The organism is Bradyrhizobium sp. Leo114 (assembly GCF_055229415.2).
Map to the genome: position 1 here is coordinate 269,581 of NZ_JBUYEN020000002.1, position 18,427 is coordinate 288,007.

The window sequence follows — 18,427 nt, forward strand, 5'->3', positions numbered from 1 at the left end:
TCCCCGTTCTTACGGGGAGAGGGTTGGGGTGAGGGGCTCTCTCCGCAAGCACGGAAATAGACGAACTCGCGGAGGCTCCCCCTCACCCGGAATTCAAGCTGCGCTTGAATTCCGGCCTCTCCCCGTACGCGGGGCGAGGCAATCCGAGCTCGCCGCTCGGCCCTACCCCATCCTGAACTTGCTGTAGGCCTCGCTGGTCGCGACGATCACGTGCTCGGCGCAGGCGTTGCGGCGGTGAGGGTCGCAGAGGGTTTCGTACTCGGCCGACGTCATCATGTCGATGAAGGCCGCGACGGCGGGGTAATAGACCAGCGCCAGATAGTCCCACCGGTTGCCGTCTGGCCGGCCGAGCGCGACCGCCTTGGCGTTGCCGGTCCAGAGCAGCGTGCCGCCGCGCGCCTTGATCATCGGCACCGTGAGCGCGCTGTAGCGCAGATAGGCGTCCCAGCCCGAGCCGTCGCCATCGAGCGAGCGCTCGCGGAAGCGCATCAGGTTCATCATCACGACCGGCTCCTGCGGCTGCATCGCCTTGAGGCCTTCGACGTTCAAGAGGTCCACGCCCATCCGTCTCTCCGATGATTCCTTGTGCAGTTCAGCATCGCATATGTCGCCTCCATGACGCGCCAGCGGCAGCGCGCATGGCTGCTCTCTTCCGGAGCGTCTTGTCGCACGCGGAGAATCCGGCAAAAAGGTCCCGCAGCATGACCGATCTCCGCGCCTTGCCGTCCGCTCCCGCTCCCGTACGCCGCTCCGCGATCGCCTGGCTCAACAACCAGCCCTATCTGCTGCTCAGCCTGACCTCGCTGTTCTGGGCCGGCAATATCGTGATCGCGCGCTATGTCGGCAATCACGTGCCGCCGCTGACGCTGTCCTGCCTGCGCTGGCTCGGCACCAGCCTGATCCTGCTGCCCTTTGCCTGGCCGCATCTGCGGCGTGACTGGCCGGCGCTGCGTGCCAGCCTGCCGCTATTGCTGCTGCTCTCATTGACCGGCTTCGCCTTCAACAATGCGATCTCCTATTGGGGGCTGCAATACACCGAGGCCCTCAACGCGCTGTTGATCCAGTCGGCGGGGCCGCTGTTCGTTGCGCTGTGGGCGCTGGTGCTGTTCGGCGTGCGGCTGACCGGCGCGCAGCTCGCCGGCATCACCCTCTCGCTGGCCGGTGTGCTCACCATCATTCTGCGCGGCGATCTCGGCGCGCTCGCCTCCATCAGCTTCAATCGCGGCGATGTGATGCTCGCCTCCGCGCTATTGTCGTTCGGACTTTACTCCGCGCTGATGATGCGGCGCCCGGTGACGCATCAGCTCTCGCTGATCACGTTCACCACCGGCTGCGGCGCCTTGATGCTGGTGCCCGGCTCGATCTGGGAATATCTGACCGGCGCCACGCTCAAGTTCGACGCGCTGACGCTGGGAACGCTGGCCTATGTCCTGATCTTCCCGTCGGCAATGGCCTATCTGTTCTTCAACCGCGGCATCGCGCTGATCGGACCGAACCGGGCCGCGCCGTTCTTCCATTTGGTGCCGGTATTCGGCTCGGCGATGGCGATCTTCCTGCTCGGCGAGGCGCTGCAGCCGTTTCACCTGATCGGCTACGCGCTGGTGCTGGCCGGCGTCGTGATCGCCTCACGACGAGGCTCGGCCAAACGGTGAATGCGGCGCGGCAACGCCTTCCGCTTTCAGCCGCGACCGAGTAGTTTCCCCGGCAACCAACTGCCATAAACCCAGCGGAGGAAAGCACGATATGATCTCGGGACTGAAACACCATTGGCGCATCGCGGCAGCAGCATCCGTGGGGCTCGCGCTGCTATCCGGCGCGGCGACGGCGCAGGCGCCGGGCTACCCGAACCGCAACATCACGCTGGTGCTACCGTTTGCGGCCGGTAGCGGCACCGACACCACGACGCGCCTGATCTCGAAGGAGGTCGGCACTGCGCTCGGCGTCACCATGGTGGTCGACAACAAGGCGGGCGCCAACGGCTCGATCGCGGCAAGCTACGTCGCCCGCTCCGCGCCTGACGGCTACACCCTGTTCGTGACGACCAACACGACGCATTCGGCCAATCCTTTCCTGCTCAAGACCATGAGCTACGACCCGGTCAAGGACTTCACGCCGATCGCGCGCACCGGCGACTTGCCATTCATGCTGGTGATCAATCCGGACATCCCGGCAAATTCGGTGGCCGAATTGATCGCGCTCGCCAAGAAGGAGCCCGGCAAATACTCCTACGCCAGCGGCAGTTCGTCAGCGATCGTGTCGGGCGCGACCTTTGCCCGCCTCGCCGGCATCGATCTCTTGCACGTCCCCTACAAGAGCTCGCCGCCCGCGCTCACCGACGTCATCGCCGGCCGCGTCTCCATGATGTTCGTCGACGTCCCGACCGGGCTGCCGCATGTCAACGCCAAGGCGCTGAAGGCGCTGGCCGTCACCACCAAGCGGCGCTCGGCGCTGTTGCCGGAGCTGCCGACCATGGATGACACGGTGAAGGGCTTCGACATCACCTCATGGCAGGGCTATCTCGGCCCGGCCAACATGCCCAAGGACATCGTGGTCAAGCTGAACGCCGAGATCCGCAAGGTCGTCGAGCGTCCGGACATCAAGAGCCAGCTCGCCGAACGCGGCATGGAAGCATTTTCGGGCACGCCGGAGGAATTCGACGCATTCCTGAAAGAACAGCTCGTGCTCTGGGAGCGGCTGATCACAGACGCCGGGATCGAGAAGCAGTGAGCTTTAAGCCGCGCTCCTGATGTTCTGCGTCATGGCCGGGCTTGTCCCGGCCATCCACGTACTTGCGGAGGCAGTCAAAGACGTGGATGCCCGGGACAAGCCCGGGCATGACGGTGAGTGCGCTACGCCGCCCGCACCTTGGCCAGGAACTGATCGACGGCGTTGCGGAGCATTCCGGACTGGGTGTCGAGCTCGCGGGCGTTCGACAGCACGTCGGAAGCCGCGGTGCCGGTGGCGGCGGCGGCCGTGGTGACGCCGCCGATATGGGTGGAGATCTCGCTGGAGCCTGCCGCGACCTGCTGGATATTGCGCGCGATCTCACGCGTCGCATCGCCCTGCTGGTCGACCGAGGTCGAAATGCTGGCGGTGATCTCGCTCATCTGGGCGATCGTCTCGCTGATGCCGCCGATCGAGGCGACCGCCTCCGTGGTCGAGGCCTGCATTGCGGCGACCTGGGCGGAGATCTCCTCGGTCGCTTTCGCGGTCTGGTTGGCGAGCGCCTTCACTTCGGAGGCGACCACCGCAAAGCCGCGGCCGGATTCGCCGGCGCGCGCGGCTTCGATGGTGGCGTTGAGCGCGAGCAGGTTGGTCTGCGCGGCGATCGAGTGGATCAGCTTCACCACCTCGCCGATCTTTTCCGCGCCGGTGGAAAGCGCCTGCACGGTGGCGTTGGTGCGCTCGGCATCGCCCACCGCCTTGCTCGCGATCTCGCTGGACCGCGCGACCTGGCGCGAGATCTCGGTCACCGAGCTCGACAGTTCCTCGGCCGCGGCAGCCACGGTGCCGACATTGTTCGAGGCGCTTTCGGACGCCGCGCTGACGGTCGCAGCCCGCGCGCTGGCGTCGCTCGCGGTCGCCGTCATCGATTGCGCCGTGGTCTGCATGCCGGCCGCGGCGGTCGCGACCGAACGGACCACGCCGGTGATGCTGCGTTCGAAATCGTTGGCGATATTCTCCATCGCGGCACGGCGTTCGGCCGTAGCGCGGGCCTGCGTCTCCGCCTCCGCCTGCTCGAGGCCGCGGATGCGAACCGCATTGTCCTTGAATATCTGCACGGTCGCCGCCATGGCGCCGACCTCGTCGCCCCGGCCGACGCCGGGAATATCGCCATCGAGCTTGCCGTCGGCGAGTTCCCGCATCCTTGTGCCGAGCTGGCCGAGCGGCCTGGTGATGCTGCGGCCGATCAGCCAGGCGATCGAGCCGGAGATGATGGCGATGCCGAGGATCGAGAGGCCGAGCAGCCAGGCGATCGGCGCCAGCTTGGCATCGATATCGTCGATATAGGCTCCGGTGCCGAGATACATGTCGAAGCCGGGAACGGCGACGGCATAGCCGATCTTGCGGATCGGCTTCTGCTCGCCGGGCCGCACATATTCATAGGTGAGGAGGATTTCGCCCTTCGCCTTCACGCCATCCATCAATTCGCGGGACAGCCTGCGGCCGTTGGTGACCACGTCCATCCGGTTGGTGCCGATCTGCTTGGGATCGGGCGCAAGGACGGTGATGCCGTCATAGGAGGTGCCGAACAAATAGCCGGAGCCGTTGTCATAGGTCATGGAATTGCCGCGCTTGCCGAGCTCGGCGAGCGCCGCCTCCTTGGTCATCCGCCCGGCATCGACCTCTTTCTTGAGGCCGGCCGCCATGTTCACGGCCATCTCGACCATCGCCTTGGTCTGATCGATGCGCGCCTTCATCATTTCGCGCTGCATCAGATGGCCCGCAAGGACGCCGGCGGCGCAGAGGCCAAGGATGGTCACCCCCACTAAAATGCCGAGTTTGGGCGTGATCTTGAGGTTGGTCAGCTTCACAGGGCGTCTCCGGGAATGGCGCGCTTGCATGTTTGGCGGATTGATTCGGCCTACCCTAATGTGAGAGCCTTTAGCGTCCGGTTACGAAACCTCTCCGTAAAAGCCCGGGAACGCCGCGCTCAAGGCAACCTGGAACGGGGCGGGGCGCTTCGCCCCGCGAAGGCGCGGCAGCGACGACTTGTCGCGGCCGGATGACGGCAGAACGACCAACAACCAAAGAAGAAAATCGGGAGCAGGAGATGTCGAAGTTCAGGGTGGTGACGCCGAAGGGCGCAAGCTTCACGGTGGCCGGCGGCGGCTACGACTATGAGAAGGAAGCGCTCGATCCGATCGGCGCCGAGATCATCGAGGCTCCCGCCAACGAGGCGGAATTCATCGCAGCCGCCAAGACCGCCGACGCGATCTACGCCAAGGGCATGCCGATCACCAAGGCGGTCATCGATGCGCTCGAGAACTGCAAGGTGATCACGCTCGGCAGCGTCGGCGTCGACAGCGTCGACGTCAAGGCGGCAACGGCCCGCGGCATCCCCGTCACCAACATTCCCGACACCTTCATCGAGGAAGTCGCCGATCACGCCATGATGCTCTTGCTTGCCGGCTTCCGCCGCCTGGTCGAGCAGGACAAGATGGTGCGCGAAGGACGCTGGACCGAAGGACGCCCGGCGCTCCTGAAAATTCCGCGCCTGATGGGACAGACGCTCGGCTTCATCTCGTTCGGACGCGTGGCACGCGCGGTGGCGAAGCGCGCCGCGCCTTTCGGCCTGCGGATGATCGCCTACGATCCGTTCATCCAGGAGACCCTGATGTCGGAACACAACGTGCTGCCGGCGACGCTGTCGGAGGTGCTGTCGCAATCCGACTTCGTCTCGATGCACGCGCCGGCGCGGCCCGAGGTGCATCACATGCTCACCGAGAAGCATTTCCGGCAGATGAAGAAGAGCGCGATCTTCATCAACACCGGACGCGGCGCCACGGTCGACGAGGACGGCCTGATCAAGGCGCTGCAGGAAGGCTGGATCGCGCATGCTGCGCTCGACGTGCTGGAGAAGGAGCCGCCGTCGCACAACAATCCCCTGCTCCGCATGGACAACGTCACGCTGACCGCCCATGTCGCCTCCGCATCTGCACGTTTCGATGAAGCGCGCAAGCGGCGCGTGGGCTACGAATTGTCACTGGTGCTTTCCGGGCTGTGGCCGGTAAGCTGCGTCAATCCGTCGGTGCTGCAGAACACCTCGCTCCGGCGCTGGCAGCCTGTCAGCATGGATCGCGGCCCGAACAGCTAGCCGGCGGGGAACGCACGTTTCCCGCGAAACGGAAATTGTGCGGGGCAAAAGTCTCTAGAGCATGATCCGGAAAAGTGTGAAGCGGTTTTTCGAAAAGATCATGCTCAAACAATATTAGGCGATCGCTTCGGCCCCATGAGGGCTGAAGCTCACGTTCACCGGCGAGTAACGCCGGGAACGATAAAACAGGGAGGAGACTATGGGGAACGACCTCACCCGTCGTGACGCGTTGGCGCTTGGCCTCTCGGCCGCGGCGCTGGCGGCAACCGGCGCTTCGGCACAATCAACGGAATCGCTGGTCAAGGCGGCCGACGTGGCGGCACCGTCGCTACCGATCGAGAAGGGCGCAAGCCTGCGGATGCTGCGCCCGGTCCGCTTCGTCAAGGCTGACGAGGACGTGTTCCGCGCCAACGCGGCCAAATTCACCGAGAAGATGGGCGTCGAGGTCAAGGTCGATTTCGTCGGCTGGGAGGACATCAACCAGCAGACCGCGGTGACCTCGAACTCTGGCGCTGGTCCCGACATCATCATCGGCTTCTCGGACGCGCCGCATATCTACGCCGACAAGCTGATCGAACTCACCGATGTCGCCGAATACCTCGGCAAGCGCTATGGCGGCTGGCAGACGCTGGCCCAGAAATACGGCAAGCGCGCCAAGGGCAACGCCTGGATCGGATTGCCGTTCGGCGCCAGCGGCGGGCCGCTGGTGTACCGCAAGTCGGTGCTGCAATCGATCGGCTACGACAAGATACCGGAGGATCATGCGGGCGTGCTGGACGTCTGCCGGAAGCTGCAGAAGGCCGGCAAGCCCGCAGGCTACGCGCTCGGCAACGCCGTCGGCGACGGCAACGGCTTTGCCAACTGGATCCTGTGGTCGCACAATGCATCCCTGCTCGATGAAGAGGGCAAGGTCACCATCAACAGCAAGGAGACGGTGGCCGCGCTGAAATATCTGAAGGAGCTGTATCCGACCTTCATCGCCGGCACCCCGTCCTGGAACGACGTCTCCAACAATCGCGCCTACTCCTCGCAGGAAATCGCGCTGACGGCCAACGGCGTCTCGCTCTATTTCGCGCTGAAGAACGATCCGGCGACCGCTGCGATCGCCGAGGACACCGAGCATCAGTTCCTGCCGAAGGGCCTGGCGAGCTCCACGCCGATGTCGGGGCTGACGCTGAACGCGATGGTGTTCAAGCACAGCCCCTATCCGAATGCGGCGAAAGCCTTCCTGCAGTTCATGCTGGAGAAGGAGCAGTACGAGCCGTGGCTCAACGCCAACAGCGGGTACTGGTCGCAGCCGCTCGCGGCGTACGCGGATGCTGCCGTGTGGTCCGGCGATCCCAAGGTCAAGATCTTCAAGGACACCATGAAAAGCCAATACTACGCCGGCTACAAGGGCCCGATCTCGACCGCGACCGGCGCCGTCAATGCCGACTACGTGCTGGTGCAGATGTGTGCGTCTGTCGCGACCGATGCCGCAACGCCGGAGGCTGCAGCCGCCGAAGCCGAGCGGCGCTGCAAGCGCTATTTCCGGCGCTAAATCGACAAACACCGTCATTGCGAGGAGCAACGCGACGAAGCAATCCATGCCTCCACAAGCGGTAAGATGGATTGCTTCGCTCCGCTCACAATGACGGCGTAGGGCTTTGATCAGCACAGGACACGCATTCATGTCCGTGACCACACTCTCTCCCCGAGGCCTGGCGCTCCGCCAGCCGAACTGGTTCGCGCGCCTGCTCGACTACAAGCCGTTCCTGATCGTCGTCTGCCTTGCGCCGGCGATCGGGCTGCTTGCCGTGTTCCTCACCTATCCGCTTGGGCTCGGCGTCTGGCTCGCCTTCACCGACACCACGATCGGGCGACGCGGCATCTATGTCGGATTGGAGAACTTCCAGTACCTCCTCAGCGATCCCCTGTGGTGGGGCGCGGTGTTCTACAGCGTGTTCTACACGGCGGTCGCGACCTTCGGGAAATTCGCGCTTGGCTTCTGGCTGGCGCTGCTGCTCAACAACCATTTCCCGTTCAAGAGCATCCTGCGCGCCATCGTGCTGCTGCCATGGATCGTGCCGACCGTGCTGTCGGCGCTGGCGTTCTGGTGGATCTACGATCCGCAGTTCTCGATCATCTCCTATCTGCTGGTCGACGTGCTGCACTGGCGCTCCACCAATATCGACTTCCTCGGCTCGGCCTGGCCGGCGCGATTCTCGCTGATCGCGGCCAATATCTGGCGCGGCATCCCGTTCGTGGCGATCTCGCTGCTGGCGGGCCTGCAGACCATCTCGCCGTCACTGTACGAAGCGGCGATGCTGGACGGCGCCTCATCCTGGCAGCGCTTCCGCTACATCACCTTCCCGATGATGATGCCGATCCTCGCCATCGTGATGACGTTCTCGATCATCTTCACCTTCACCGATTTCCAGCTCGTCTACGCCATTACCCGCGGCGGGCCGGTGAATTCCACGCACCTGCTCGCGACGCTGGCGTTCCAGCGCGGCATTGCCGGCGGCGAGCTTGGCGAGGGCGCGGCGATCGCGGTATCGATGGTACCGTTCCTGGTGTTCGCGACGCTGTTCAGCTATTTCGGCCTCGCCCGACGCAAATGGCAGCAGGGAGAGAGCGATGACTGACGCGGTCGCGCAACCAACCAACGTCGCCAGCGCCGCTCCCGATACCATGGCGTGGGACTCCCGCGCGCGGCGGATGGTGATGATCTATCTGCCGCTGGCCTGCTTCGTCATCATCCTGCTGTTCCCGTTCTACTGGATGGCGGTGACCGCGTTCAAACCGAACGCGGAGCTGTTGAACTACAAGGAGCACAACCCGTTCTGGATCTCCTCGCCGACGCTGGCGCATATCCAGCACCTCCTGTTCAACACCGCCTATCCGCGCTGGCTGAAGACGACGATGCTGGTGGCGATCGGCTCCACCTTCCTGTCGCTGCTCGCGAGCACGCTTGCAGCTTACGCGATCGAGCGGCTGCGCTTCCGCGGCAGTCCTTATGTGGGCCTCGGCATCTATCTCGCCTATCTGGTGCCGCCGTCGATCCTGTTCATTCCGCTCGCAACTGTCGTGGTGCAGTTCGGCCTGTTCGACAGCCCCTTGGCGCTGATCCTGGTCTATCCGACCTTCCTGGTGCCATTCTGCACCTGGCTCCTGATCGGCTATTTCAAGTCGATCCCCTATGAGCTCGAGGAATGCGCGCTGGTCGACGGCGCGACAAGGTTGCAGATCCTGCGGCGGATCACGCTGCCGCTCGCCGTGCCCGGCCTGATCTCGGCCGGCATCTTCTCCTTCACGCTGTCATGGAATGAGTTCATCTACGCGCTCGCCTTCATCCAGAGCAGCGCCAACAAGACTGTGCCGGTCGCGATCCTGACCGAGCTCGTCTCCGGCGACGTCTATCAATGGGGCGCGCTAATGGCAGGCTCGCTGCTCGGCTCGTTGCCGGTTGCGATCTTCTACTCGCTGTTCGTGGACTACTACGTGTCCTCGCTCACCGGCGCGGTGAAGGAGTAGCGGTTATCGCAGCGAGAACGAGATCGGGACGTTGAAGCCCATGGCGGGGTGCTTCATGTCTGATGGAAACGGCGGAAATGGCTGGGCGCGGCGAACCATGGCCACCACCTCCGCATCCAGCGCGGGATTGCCCGAGGAACGGCCGAGCCGGCTCGACGTCACCTGTCCGCCGCGACTGAGCGTGAAAACCACGCTGGCGATGCCCTGCTGTCCGGCGGACTTGGCGCCCGGCGGATATTGCTTGAAGCGCAAGAGATGGGCGCGGACGATCTGATTGTAGGAGGCAACCGCGGCAGCAGATGCACCGCTGCTGACGGCGGACATGGTCGGTCCCTGGCGCTCGACGCGTGGTGACGCGGTGGTGCGCGGCGCCGGCCGTGCCTCCGTCGGCTTCTTGGCGTCGGGGCGAACCACTTTCGGCTTGGCCGGCGTGGGCTTGCGGTCGGGAACGGGCTTTGCCGGTTCGGGCGCCGGTGGTGCCGGCTGCAGCTTTTGCTCCGGTGGCGCCACGACCTTGGGCTTCTCCTGCGGCGGGGTCGGCGGGATCAGCTCTTCCACCGCCTGCTGCGGCACCGGCTCGGGCGGCGAAGCGTCAGCGGCCTGCATCTCGGGGCCCGGCGCGAGATCCAGCGGCGTCGATTGCGGCGCTGAGGTCGCCGGCGCCATGTCGACCATGATCGCAGGCAGGGAGACACCGGGCAGCGGCTGCTCGCGATACCATTTCATACCGGCCGCGATTAGCGCTGCATGCGTGGCGAGGATCACGAGCGCCGAGATGCCCCAGCGCCGCAACGCGGCCTGATCGGTAACGTCATGCAGCGCAAACGCGTTCATGGCGATCAGCTTCGGCCGTCGAGGCCGACCAGCGCGATCTTGAGATAGCCCGCGTTGCGCAGCAGGTTCATCACCTCCATCAATTCGCCATAGCTCACCGCCTTGTCGGCGCGCACGAAGATGCGCTCGTCCTTGCGGCCCTTGGTGGCGCCGTCCAGCGTCGTGGCAAGCGCGTCACGCGCGACGATGTCCTCGCCGACAGCGACCGAGAGGTCGGGCTTCACCGTGACAAACACCGGCTTGTCGGGACGCGGCTGCGGCTCGGCGGTGCTCGCGGGCAGATCGACGCCGAGATCGACCGTGGCGAGCGGTGCCGCAACCATGAAGATGATGAGCAGCACCAGCATGACATCGATGAAGGGAGTGACGTTGATCTCATGCGCCTCGACGAGATCATCCTCGGCGCGAAACCGTCCGCCCCCTGCACTGCCCGCCCCGAGCCTGACGCCCATCATTCACTCCGCGGCGCGGGCGAGGCGAAACAGGCCGCGATCGCCCTCGCGGCTGACCAGGAGCAGCACCATCGCGCAGGCGTCTCCAAGCAGCGCGCGATGTGCCGCGATCGACCGTGTCAGGTGATTGTAGATCACAACCGCAGGGATCGCCGCGACCAGCCCCAGCGCGGTCGCAAGCAACGCTTCGGCAATGCCGGGCGCGACTACGGCGAGGTTGGTCGTATGCGCCTCGGAGATGCCGATGAAGGAATTCATGATGCCCCACACCGTGCCGAACAGGCCGACAAAGGGCGCAGTGGCGCCGATGGTCGCGAGCACACCGGTGCCGCGCGCGATCTGCCGCGCCATCGCGGCCTCGACTCGCTCCAACCTGAGCGCGGTGCGCTCCTTGAAGCCGTCATCGAACACGCCGCCGGAGAGGCTCGCCTCGCGCGCCGCGGACTGGATGATCTGCGCCACCGCGTCGTCGTCGCCGCGGCTCGCCTGCTCCGCCTCGGCCAGCACCGTATCCTTCTCGAGCAGCCGCAGCCGCTGTTTCGCCAGCGCCGTCTTGCGCCGGATCTCGATGGTCTTTGCCAGCCAGATCGTCCACGTCGCCAGCGAGGCGAAAGCGAGCCCGATCATGACCGCCTTCACCACGATGTCGGCGCTCTGGAACATGCCCCAGGGCGAGAGGTTGCGCGGCAATAGCGCATTGTCGTCGGCGGCGAAGCCGGCGGCCGGCCACAGCATTGCGTTGGAAGCGATCAGCGCCATGACGATCAGGCGCCGGCAAAATCCATCGAACCATGCTTGCATGATCGCCTCCCGACCTTGCTTCCTCAGGCCGCGCTCCTAGAGCTTCGGTTCTGATTGAATCAGAACCGAAGCTCTAGATTCTTGTTTTGACGCGTTTTCTTCACGCGAACCGGTGTCCACTTCGCTCGAAAACGCGCTGGGCGCGATCCGGTCCGCGAGTGCACGGAAGCGCTGGAGCTGGTCGCCGCGCAGCGCGCGGGTCTCGTCGCGACCGACGAACACCTTGAACATGATGCCGCCGTCGACATTGATGAAGGCGATGAAGGCTGACGACTTGCCCATGAAGGGGCGCTCGACAAAGGCGATCGCCGCGCAACGCTCGTAGCGGAGATGGCCGTGCAGGCCCTTCGGCTGCATCAGGTTGAAATAGCCGCGGCCGATCTCGCCCGCTGGTATCGCGCCGGTGAACTCGAAAATCGCATCGTCGGTGTGGACGATCAGCGTCACCTCGCCCCAACCGGCGATGTCCTGCATGGCGGCGGCGAATTCGCCGCCCGCACCAATCCGCGCCATCTCGCCCGGCAACGCCTCGATCACCGCGCGCGGCGAAATCTTTCGCTCGCGCGCGACGTCCTCGATCACGGCGCCGGGATTGTCGGCCATGTAGGCCCTGAGATCGGCGAGCTCCGTACTCGACATAACGGTCTCCTTACGCCGCGGCGCTCGCCTTGCGTTCGCTCTGGATCACCTCAAAGCCTTCGAACTTGGGATGACCGAGATAAAGGCTCTCGCCGGTCTTGTTATCGGCACGGGCATGCGCGCGGCGGAATTCTTCCGAGCGCGTCCAGGCCTCGAACGCCGCCTTGTCGACCCAGGTGGTGTGTGACGAATAGAGCGTGTGGTCCTCGGCCTCCGGCCCCTTGAGCAGATGGAATTCGACGAAGCCCGGCAGGTTGCCGAGATAGGACTCCCGGGTGGCCCAAACGGTCTCGAACGCCTGCTCCGAACCCTTCTTCACCTGAAACCGGTTCATGGCGATAAACATTGTCGAATTCTCCTTCCTACGTTCGCGGCGTTGGCCGCTTGTCGGGTTTTCGGCGCTGCGCCGCTTGCCCAGCCTGCCGGTTAAGTTGGTTGAAAACAAGAACGCGCCGGGCCGCGCTGGAGCGTCAGCGCGGCCGCGGCACGGATGAAAGTGCTCCCGGTTCCTCGATCAGGTCCCTCCAAAGTGATATCTGAGGCCGCCCTTGAAGACGATCCCCGGCCCCGCGCTGGCCCATTTGACGTCGTTCTGGGTGTCGCCGGTGGAGCCGACCGGAATGGCGTAGGGACGGTAGTATTGATCCAGGAGGTTCTCGACCGAGAAGTTGAGCACCAGATCGCGCGTCGGCGTATAGGCCACGTAGAGGTTCACGAGATCGTAGGACGTCGCCGGCGTGAAGGTCGGCGGGATATTGTTGTTGGCCAGCGCCGACGTCCACATCGCGGAGATCACCAGCGTGTTGTCGAGCAGGCGCACGCCGGCCGTCGTCGTGATCTTCTGCGGCGGAATGCTGTAGAGCCCGAGGCCGGTCTGGAGGTTCTTGCCCTGCATGTAGCTCCCGGCAATGCCGACGAACCAGGTTCTGGCATCATACATCGTCTCGGCTTCGAAACCCTCGATTCGGGCCTCGGCGATGTTCTGGTACTGCACGAAGGGCAATACGGTGATGCGCGGTGCGGGCGGCGGACCGGTCGGAACCACGAGCGGAGGTCCGTACGACACCAGATCGATGTAGTTCTCGATGTCGTTGCGGAAGAAGTTGAACTTGCCGCGGATGCTGTCGCCGGGCACGAACAGGTCGTTCTTCTTCAGGTTGAAGCCGATTTCCTTGTTCTTGCCGATCTCGGGCTTCAGGTTCGGGTTGGGGACGAAGCAGAATGTCGAGTCGGCGCCGGGTCCCGGCGTGCCCGACGGACAGCGGAAGAACGAGTCGTTGATGGTGGCGCCGGAATGCGGGCCGTTGACGAGCGTCTCGGTGATCGACGGCGCGCGGTAGCCTTCGGCATAGCTGACATAGGGCGTCAGCATCGCGGCAGGCATCAGTCCGACCGTGATCTTCGGCGACAGGCGGTCGCCGCTGGTGGACGTCGTCCCCGATTCCAACTGGTAATTGTCGTAACGCAGCGCCGAGATGGTTTCGACCAGGTTCTGGTAATTGGCCTTCCACTGCACGAAGCCGCCCGACACCGTGCGCCGGCCACCTGGCGTCGTCACCTCGGACGTGCCGCTCCTGTCGTTCGTGCTCACCTCGTCCTGGAATGCGTCGAGACCGTAGGTGATGGCATTGTGCCAGTCCAACAAATCGAAACGTGAGGTGTTGTGGATGTCGACGCCGTACGTATCCAGGAGGTAGCCGCGATTGCTGCCGATACAGCCGGAGACCGCGTTGCCGGGCACGCCGCCGCAGAAGGCCGACGGTGTAGTGCTGGTGTGCCCGGTCTTGATCTGGTCGTTCTCGGTGCGATTCCAGTAAACCTTCGCATCCCAGTCAAACAACCGGTCGTCAGGCTGCGAATAGGTCCAGCCGAGCGTCGTCGTGTAGTTCTTCACGTTGCTGGCGTAGATCGACGTGCCGGAGAGATTGTTGGTGCCGTTCGCATTGGTCGAGTTGGGATCGCCCGCGCGCCGCGCCGGCTGCCCGACGCTGTAGATGTCTTCCTGGAAGATGGTGCCGAGCTTGACTTCGTGTCCGTCGGCCGGGCGCACCGTCAGCTTGGCAATGCCGCTGGAGAGCCGGTTGCCGGTATTGGCGACTTCGAACCCGGTGCCGTCCTTGTAGTTCTCCTGCGTGCTGTAGGTGCCGCCGGCGAACACGTCGACATTGGGATTGACACGAACGCCGCCGAAAACCGAGGTGAGCCAGCGCCCCTCATTGCTGCCGAACACATTCTTGTAGTCGACGCCCCAGCGCTCGCCGGGGCGCACCACATCCTCGATGTCCTTGGTGCGGAACGAGGCCACGCCGCCGATCGCGCCGGAGCCGTAGATGTTCGCCGTCGGACCGCGCACGATGTCGATGCTGCTGATCAATTCCGGATTGAGGAAGAAGGAGCCGTTCGCGAAGTGGCCGGTGCGCTGGTAGTTCTGCCGGGCGCCATCGACCACCACCGCAACGCGACCAAAGTCCTGCAGGCCGCGGATGTTGATCGACGTCGACGGCTCGTCGCCGCGATCCTGCACCCAGACGCCGGGCAGATTATAGAGGAGATCGCCGATCGTGCTGGGCTGGCGGCCCTGGATCTGCTCGAGCGTAACGACGCTGACGGGCGCTAGCGCGTCGATTGCGCGCTCCTCGATCTTCGATGCGGCAACGGTGATGGTGTCGAGCGATTGCACCGTCACGGCACCGATCTGCGCGCGCGCATTCATTACGGGCGCGGCCGCCTGCTGCTCGACTTTCGGCTTTGCCGGCTTGCGCTTTGCCGGCTTGGCGCGCTCCGTCGCGCGACCAGTCGGGTGCGCGTCCGCGGCCTGGGCGAACCCGGACTCGAGAAGCAGCAATCCGATTGTAACCACTGATGCGCCCAAAATGAGGGCGCGCGAAATCCTAGCCCCGTCAGCCATATTGCCCCAATCCAAAGATCTGCTTTTTGGGTCTGGCTGGCGTGCGCTCGCGAAATGATGCGGGCGGCTTGCTGGCTACCAAAATACACAGTGCGGGTCACACGCCCGCGCTACGTTCACATTCGTTACGTCGCGGTAACAAAGTGGTCAACAACGGCACGGCGCAGTTTATATCGATTGTAAACTGCAGCGATTGGATTGCGGTGCGGGCGACCTGTACAAACAGCCATCCAGAGAACGTTCGGGGCGCAGCAAAGAGGATATGGCGGCAACTTCCGGAGACAATACCGAAGGCGCCGGGGGGCGCGCAGCAAATGCCTCACCTGCCGTGAGAAACCTCTCGATGACCGGCAACCGGATCGACAGCCGCGAGCTGTTTCAGACCGAACGGGAGATCATGATCGCGCATGGCAACGAGATTTACCGGTTGCGTCTGACGTCGCAGAACAAGCTGATCCTGACCAAGTGATCCCTCAATGGCAATTTGTCGCACGCTCGCAATCCTGCTGATCGCCAGCCTCTTGCCCGTTGAGGCGGCACCGGCCGCAAACACCACCGTGCATGATGCGCGCGACCGCGACGTCATCATCGACAACCCCTCGCGAATCGTCTCGATCGGCGGGGCGATCACCGAAATCCTTTATGCGCTCGGCTTCGAAGACCGTGTCGCCGGCGTCGATGCGACCAGCCTCTATCCGGCCGCCGCGCTGCGCGACAAACCCAATGTCGGCTATATGCGCCAGCTCTCGCCCGAGGGCGTGCTCGGGCTCAACCCGTCGCTGGTGCTGGCGGTGCAGGGTTCGGGACCGAAGGAAACCATGGACGTGCTGGAAGCGGCCAAGGTGCCGCTGGTGCTAGTGCCCGAAACCTTCTCCGAGCAGGGATTGCTCGACAAGATCAAACTGGTCGGCCACGCCATGGATGCCGATCCGCGCGCCGAATGCCTGACCACCGCCGTCGCGCATGATCTCGCGCAATTGCGCGAGCTGCGCGCCAAGGTCACAAAGCCGGTGCGGGTGATGTTCGTGATGTCGCTGCTCAACGGCCGCGCCATGGCGGCAGGCCGGAAAACGGCGGCGAACGAGATCATCCAGCTCGCCGGCGGCGTCAATGCGGTCGAGGGCTATGACGGCTACAAGATCGTCAGCGACGAGGCGATCGTCGCCGCCAAGCCCGACGTCGTGCTGTCGATCCAGCGCGGCAAGGATTCGCTGGAAGCCGAGGCGATCTATGCGCATCCGGCCTTCGCGCTGACGCCGGTCGCGGCGAACAAGAGCTTCATCTCGATGGAAGGACTCTATCTGCTTGGCTTCGGACCGCGCACGGCGGCTGCAGCGCGCGACCTTTCCACGAAGCTATACCCGGCGCTGGCGCCTCAGGCAGAGAAGTTCGTGCCCGCGGCGCTCGCGGCGAATTGCCGGCGATGAGCGCCTTGGCGGACGCGCGTGGCAATACTGCCGATCCTCGTACCAAGCGCTCGCGGCCGCCGGCAACGCTGACGCTGCTTTGCCTTTGCGCCGCGCTCGTCGGCACTGCGCTCATTGCGGTGACCCTGGGTGCCGCCGGAATCCCCCTCGCCCGCCTTCCCGCCGCGCTCGGCCTGTGGGGCGACGGAGCGGCCAATCCGCTGGTTGCGCGCGACCAGCTCGTGCTGTGGTCGATCCGGATTCCGCGGATCGTCGCCGCCGCGATGGTTGGCAGCCTCCTGGCGGCATCCGGCGCGATCATGCAGGGGTTGTTCCGCAATCCCCTCGCCGATCCCGCGCTTGTCGGCGTCTCCAGCGGCGGTGCCTTTGCTGCGGCCGCCGCGATCGTCTTCACAGACAGCCACATCGGCGAGAGCGTTCGCTTTATGCAGCACCAATTGCTGCCGCTGTCGGCGTTCGTCGGCTCGCTGGTGATGACCATCCTCCTCTACAGCATCGCAAGCCGCGCCGGTCGGACGTCGATCGCGATCTTCCTGCTGGCGGGAATTGCGATCGCCGCGATCGCCAATGCGGGCATCGGGCTTCTGGTCTTCGTCGCCGACGACCGCCAGCTCCGCGACATCACCTTCTGGATGCTGGGCTCGATGAGCGGCGCGACCTGGGGTAAGATCGCGACACTGGCGCCGGTGCTCACTGTTGCGCTGCTCGCGTGCCTGTCGATCGCGCGCGGGCTCGATGTGCTCGTGCTCGGCGAGGCCGAGGCTTTTCACAGCGGCGTCGACGTCGAGCGATTGAAACGGATTTCCATCATCCTGGTTTCAGCCATGACGGGGGTCGCGGTCTCCGTGTGCGGCGTCGTCGGCTTTGTCGGCATCGTGGTGCCGCATCTGCTCCGGCTCGCGATCGGACCGGCGCACCGGCTGCTGCTGCCGGCCTCGGTGCTGCTGGGCGCCGTGCTTTTGGTCGGCGCCGACACGATGGCCCGCACTATCGTGGCGCCGGCGGAAATGCCGATCGGCGTCCTGACGGCGGCAGTCGGCGCGCCGTTCTTCCTCGCCATCCTGCTGCGGCAGCGCAGCTTGGTTTCGCTATGACACCGATGCTGCAGGCGAAGGCGGTCTCGGTCGTGGTCAGTGGCGCCACGCTGGTCGATGCCGTCGATCTGCGTGTCAATCCGGGCGAGATGATCGCGATCGTGGGGCCGAACGGCGCCGGCAAGTCGACGCTGCTGCGCATGCTGTCCGGCGACATCACGCCGACCCGCGGCACGGTCGAATTGAAGCAGCGCGCGCTCCGCGCCTATCCGCCGCGCGAATTGGCGCGGCATCGCGCCATGCTGTCGCAGCATGTCAACGTCACCTTCCCGTTCACGGTAGAGGAAATCGTCTACATGGGCGCGGGCGACAATTCGCGCGCGACGGCCGCGCCGCTGGTCGAGTCCGCACTGGATGAGGTCGGGCTGAGCGGCTTCCGCCATCGCCAATTGCCGACGCTGTCGGGCGGCGAGCAGCAGCGCGCGCATTTCGCCCGCGTGCTGGTGCAGCTCGCCTGCGGCGAAGCACAGAACGGTGCGGGCCTGTTGCTGCTGGACGAGCCGACCTCGAGCCTCGATCTCAGGCACCAGATCGACCTGGTCGAGACCGCCCGCCGCCGCGCGCAGAACGGCACCGCTGTGATCGCGATCCTGCACGACCTCAACCTCGCGATGCGCTTTGCCGACCGTCTCGTTCTCCTGCATCGCGGCCGGCTTGCGGTCGACGGCGGCCGCAGCGAGGCGATGACCGCGGAGACGATCCGCACCATCTTCGAGATCGACGCCACGATCGACCATACTGAGAGCGGCATCCCCTTCCTGCTGCCGCAAACGATGCGACCGGTGACGTAACGCCGCAGGCATATCCAGCGGCAATCGTTAGAGCGTTTTCGAGCGAAGTGGACACCGGTTCGCGTGAAGAAACGCGTCAAGACAAGAATCTAGAGCTTCGGTTCTGATTCCATCAGAACCGAATATGCTCTAGCCGTCACAAAACTG

General features: G+C 64.7%; 17 protein-coding genes and 1 pseudogene. 10 read left to right on the top strand and 8 right to left on the bottom strand.

From position 1 onward, the window contains the following. Window positions 1-162 precede the first annotated feature (162 nt). Window positions 163-564: a DUF1330 domain-containing protein gene (locus ACZIRK_RS03535; RefSeq protein WP_130227398.1), complete on the bottom strand. Its 402-nt coding sequence runs from the start codon at window positions 562-564 to the stop codon at window positions 163-165. A 137-nt stretch (window positions 565-701) separates the two neighbouring features. Between ACZIRK_RS03535 and ACZIRK_RS03540 the strand changes: the two genes are divergently transcribed. Continuing rightward, window positions 702-1,652 (top strand): DMT family transporter, encoded by a 951-nt coding sequence (locus tag ACZIRK_RS03540; protein ID WP_130227399.1) that lies wholly within the window; start codon window positions 702-704, stop codon window positions 1,650-1,652. Window positions 1,653-1,743: 91 nt separating this feature from the next. Beyond that, window positions 1,744-2,727 (top strand): Bug family tripartite tricarboxylate transporter substrate binding protein, encoded by a 984-nt coding sequence (locus ACZIRK_RS03545; RefSeq protein WP_130227400.1) that lies wholly within the window; start codon window positions 1,744-1,746, stop codon window positions 2,725-2,727. Between the two features lie 122 nt (window positions 2,728-2,849). Here ACZIRK_RS03545 and ACZIRK_RS03550 read toward each other — a convergent pair whose 3' ends face one another. After that, window positions 2,850-4,535, bottom strand: coding sequence for a methyl-accepting chemotaxis protein (locus tag ACZIRK_RS03550; RefSeq protein WP_130227401.1), 1,686 nt, complete (start codon window positions 4,533-4,535; stop codon window positions 2,850-2,852). Between the two features lie 239 nt (window positions 4,536-4,774). Here ACZIRK_RS03550 and ACZIRK_RS03555 point away from each other — a divergent pair, with 239 nt between their 5' ends. The 4 genes from ACZIRK_RS03555 to ACZIRK_RS03570 all read left to right on the top strand — a co-directional run bounded on the left by ACZIRK_RS03555 (window position 4,775) and on the right by ACZIRK_RS03570 (window position 9,334). After that, the gene (locus tag ACZIRK_RS03555) at window positions 4,775-5,818 is read left to right on the top strand and encodes a C-terminal binding protein (RefSeq protein WP_130227402.1); all 1,044 of its coding nucleotides are present in this window, start codon (window positions 4,775-4,777) and stop codon (window positions 5,816-5,818) included. 199 nt (window positions 5,819-6,017) lie between these two features. After that, complete coding sequence (locus ACZIRK_RS03560) at window positions 6,018-7,358, top strand: ABC transporter substrate-binding protein (RefSeq protein ID WP_130227403.1); 1,341 nt, start codon at window positions 6,018-6,020, stop codon at window positions 7,356-7,358. A 130-nt stretch (window positions 7,359-7,488) separates the two neighbouring features. Then, complete coding sequence (locus tag ACZIRK_RS03565; protein ID WP_130227404.1) at window positions 7,489-8,445, top strand: carbohydrate ABC transporter permease; 957 nt, start codon at window positions 7,489-7,491, stop codon at window positions 8,443-8,445. After that, on the top strand, window positions 8,438-9,334 hold the full coding sequence (locus tag ACZIRK_RS03570; protein ID WP_130227405.1) for a carbohydrate ABC transporter permease: 897 nt from the start codon (window positions 8,438-8,440) through the stop codon (window positions 9,332-9,334). The genes ACZIRK_RS03565 and ACZIRK_RS03570 overlap by 8 nt, the downstream gene beginning before the upstream one ends. A 3-nt stretch (window positions 9,335-9,337) precedes the next feature. Here ACZIRK_RS03570 and ACZIRK_RS03575 read toward each other — a convergent pair whose 3' ends face one another. From ACZIRK_RS03575 to ACZIRK_RS03600, 6 genes and pseudogenes are all read right to left on the bottom strand, one after another. After that, window positions 9,338-10,174 (bottom strand): energy transducer TonB, encoded by an 837-nt coding sequence (locus ACZIRK_RS03575; RefSeq protein WP_130227406.1) that lies wholly within the window; start codon window positions 10,172-10,174, stop codon window positions 9,338-9,340. Beyond that, window positions 10,174-10,620 (bottom strand): TonB system transport protein ExbD, encoded by a 447-nt coding sequence (exbD, locus tag ACZIRK_RS03580; protein ID WP_028163837.1) that lies wholly within the window; start codon window positions 10,618-10,620, stop codon window positions 10,174-10,176. The genes ACZIRK_RS03575 and exbD overlap by 1 nt, the downstream gene beginning before the upstream one ends. Before the next feature lie 3 nt (window positions 10,621-10,623). Further along, window positions 10,624-11,379 (bottom strand): tonB-system energizer ExbB, encoded by a 756-nt coding sequence (gene exbB / locus ACZIRK_RS03585; RefSeq protein WP_130227414.1) that lies wholly within the window; start codon window positions 11,377-11,379, stop codon window positions 10,624-10,626. A 183-nt stretch (window positions 11,380-11,562) separates the two neighbouring features. Then, window positions 11,563-12,060: pseudogene (gene hutX / locus ACZIRK_RS03590) on the bottom strand (heme utilization cystosolic carrier protein HutX); the annotation flags it as partial. A gap of 10 nt (window positions 12,061-12,070) precedes the next feature. Then, complete coding sequence (gene hmuQ / locus ACZIRK_RS03595) at window positions 12,071-12,406, bottom strand: heme-degrading protein HmuQ (protein ID WP_130227408.1); 336 nt, start codon at window positions 12,404-12,406, stop codon at window positions 12,071-12,073. A 168-nt stretch (window positions 12,407-12,574) separates the two neighbouring features. Further along, window positions 12,575-14,968 carry a TonB-dependent hemoglobin/transferrin/lactoferrin family receptor gene (locus ACZIRK_RS03600; RefSeq protein ID WP_130227409.1) on the bottom strand — a complete coding sequence of 798 codons (2,394 nt, stop codon included), beginning with the start codon at window positions 14,966-14,968 and terminating at the stop codon, window positions 12,575-12,577. A gap of 262 nt (window positions 14,969-15,230) precedes the next feature. Between ACZIRK_RS03600 and ACZIRK_RS03605 the strand changes: the two genes are divergently transcribed. From ACZIRK_RS03605 to ACZIRK_RS03620, 4 genes are read left to right on the top strand one after another with little or no spacing between them, the layout of a single operon-like run. Then, a complete protein-coding gene (locus tag ACZIRK_RS03605; protein ID WP_028163842.1) occupies window positions 15,231-15,437 on the top strand; it encodes a hemin uptake protein HemP in 207 nt (68 codons plus the stop codon). 7 nt (window positions 15,438-15,444) lie between these two features. Beyond that, entirely contained in the window at window positions 15,445-16,395 is a 951-nt protein-coding gene (locus ACZIRK_RS03610) for a heme/hemin ABC transporter substrate-binding protein (protein ID WP_130227410.1), read from the top strand. Beyond that, window positions 16,392-17,489, top strand: a complete 1,098-nt coding sequence (locus ACZIRK_RS03615; RefSeq protein WP_463326966.1) for a FecCD family ABC transporter permease — start codon at window positions 16,392-16,394, stop codon at window positions 17,487-17,489. Before ACZIRK_RS03610 ends, ACZIRK_RS03615 begins: the two co-directional genes overlap by 4 nt. Continuing rightward, entirely contained in the window at window positions 17,486-18,280 is a 795-nt protein-coding gene (locus ACZIRK_RS03620; RefSeq protein WP_130227917.1) for a heme ABC transporter ATP-binding protein, read from the top strand. The genes ACZIRK_RS03615 and ACZIRK_RS03620 overlap by 4 nt, the downstream gene beginning before the upstream one ends. Window positions 18,281-18,427: the final 147 nt, after the last annotated feature.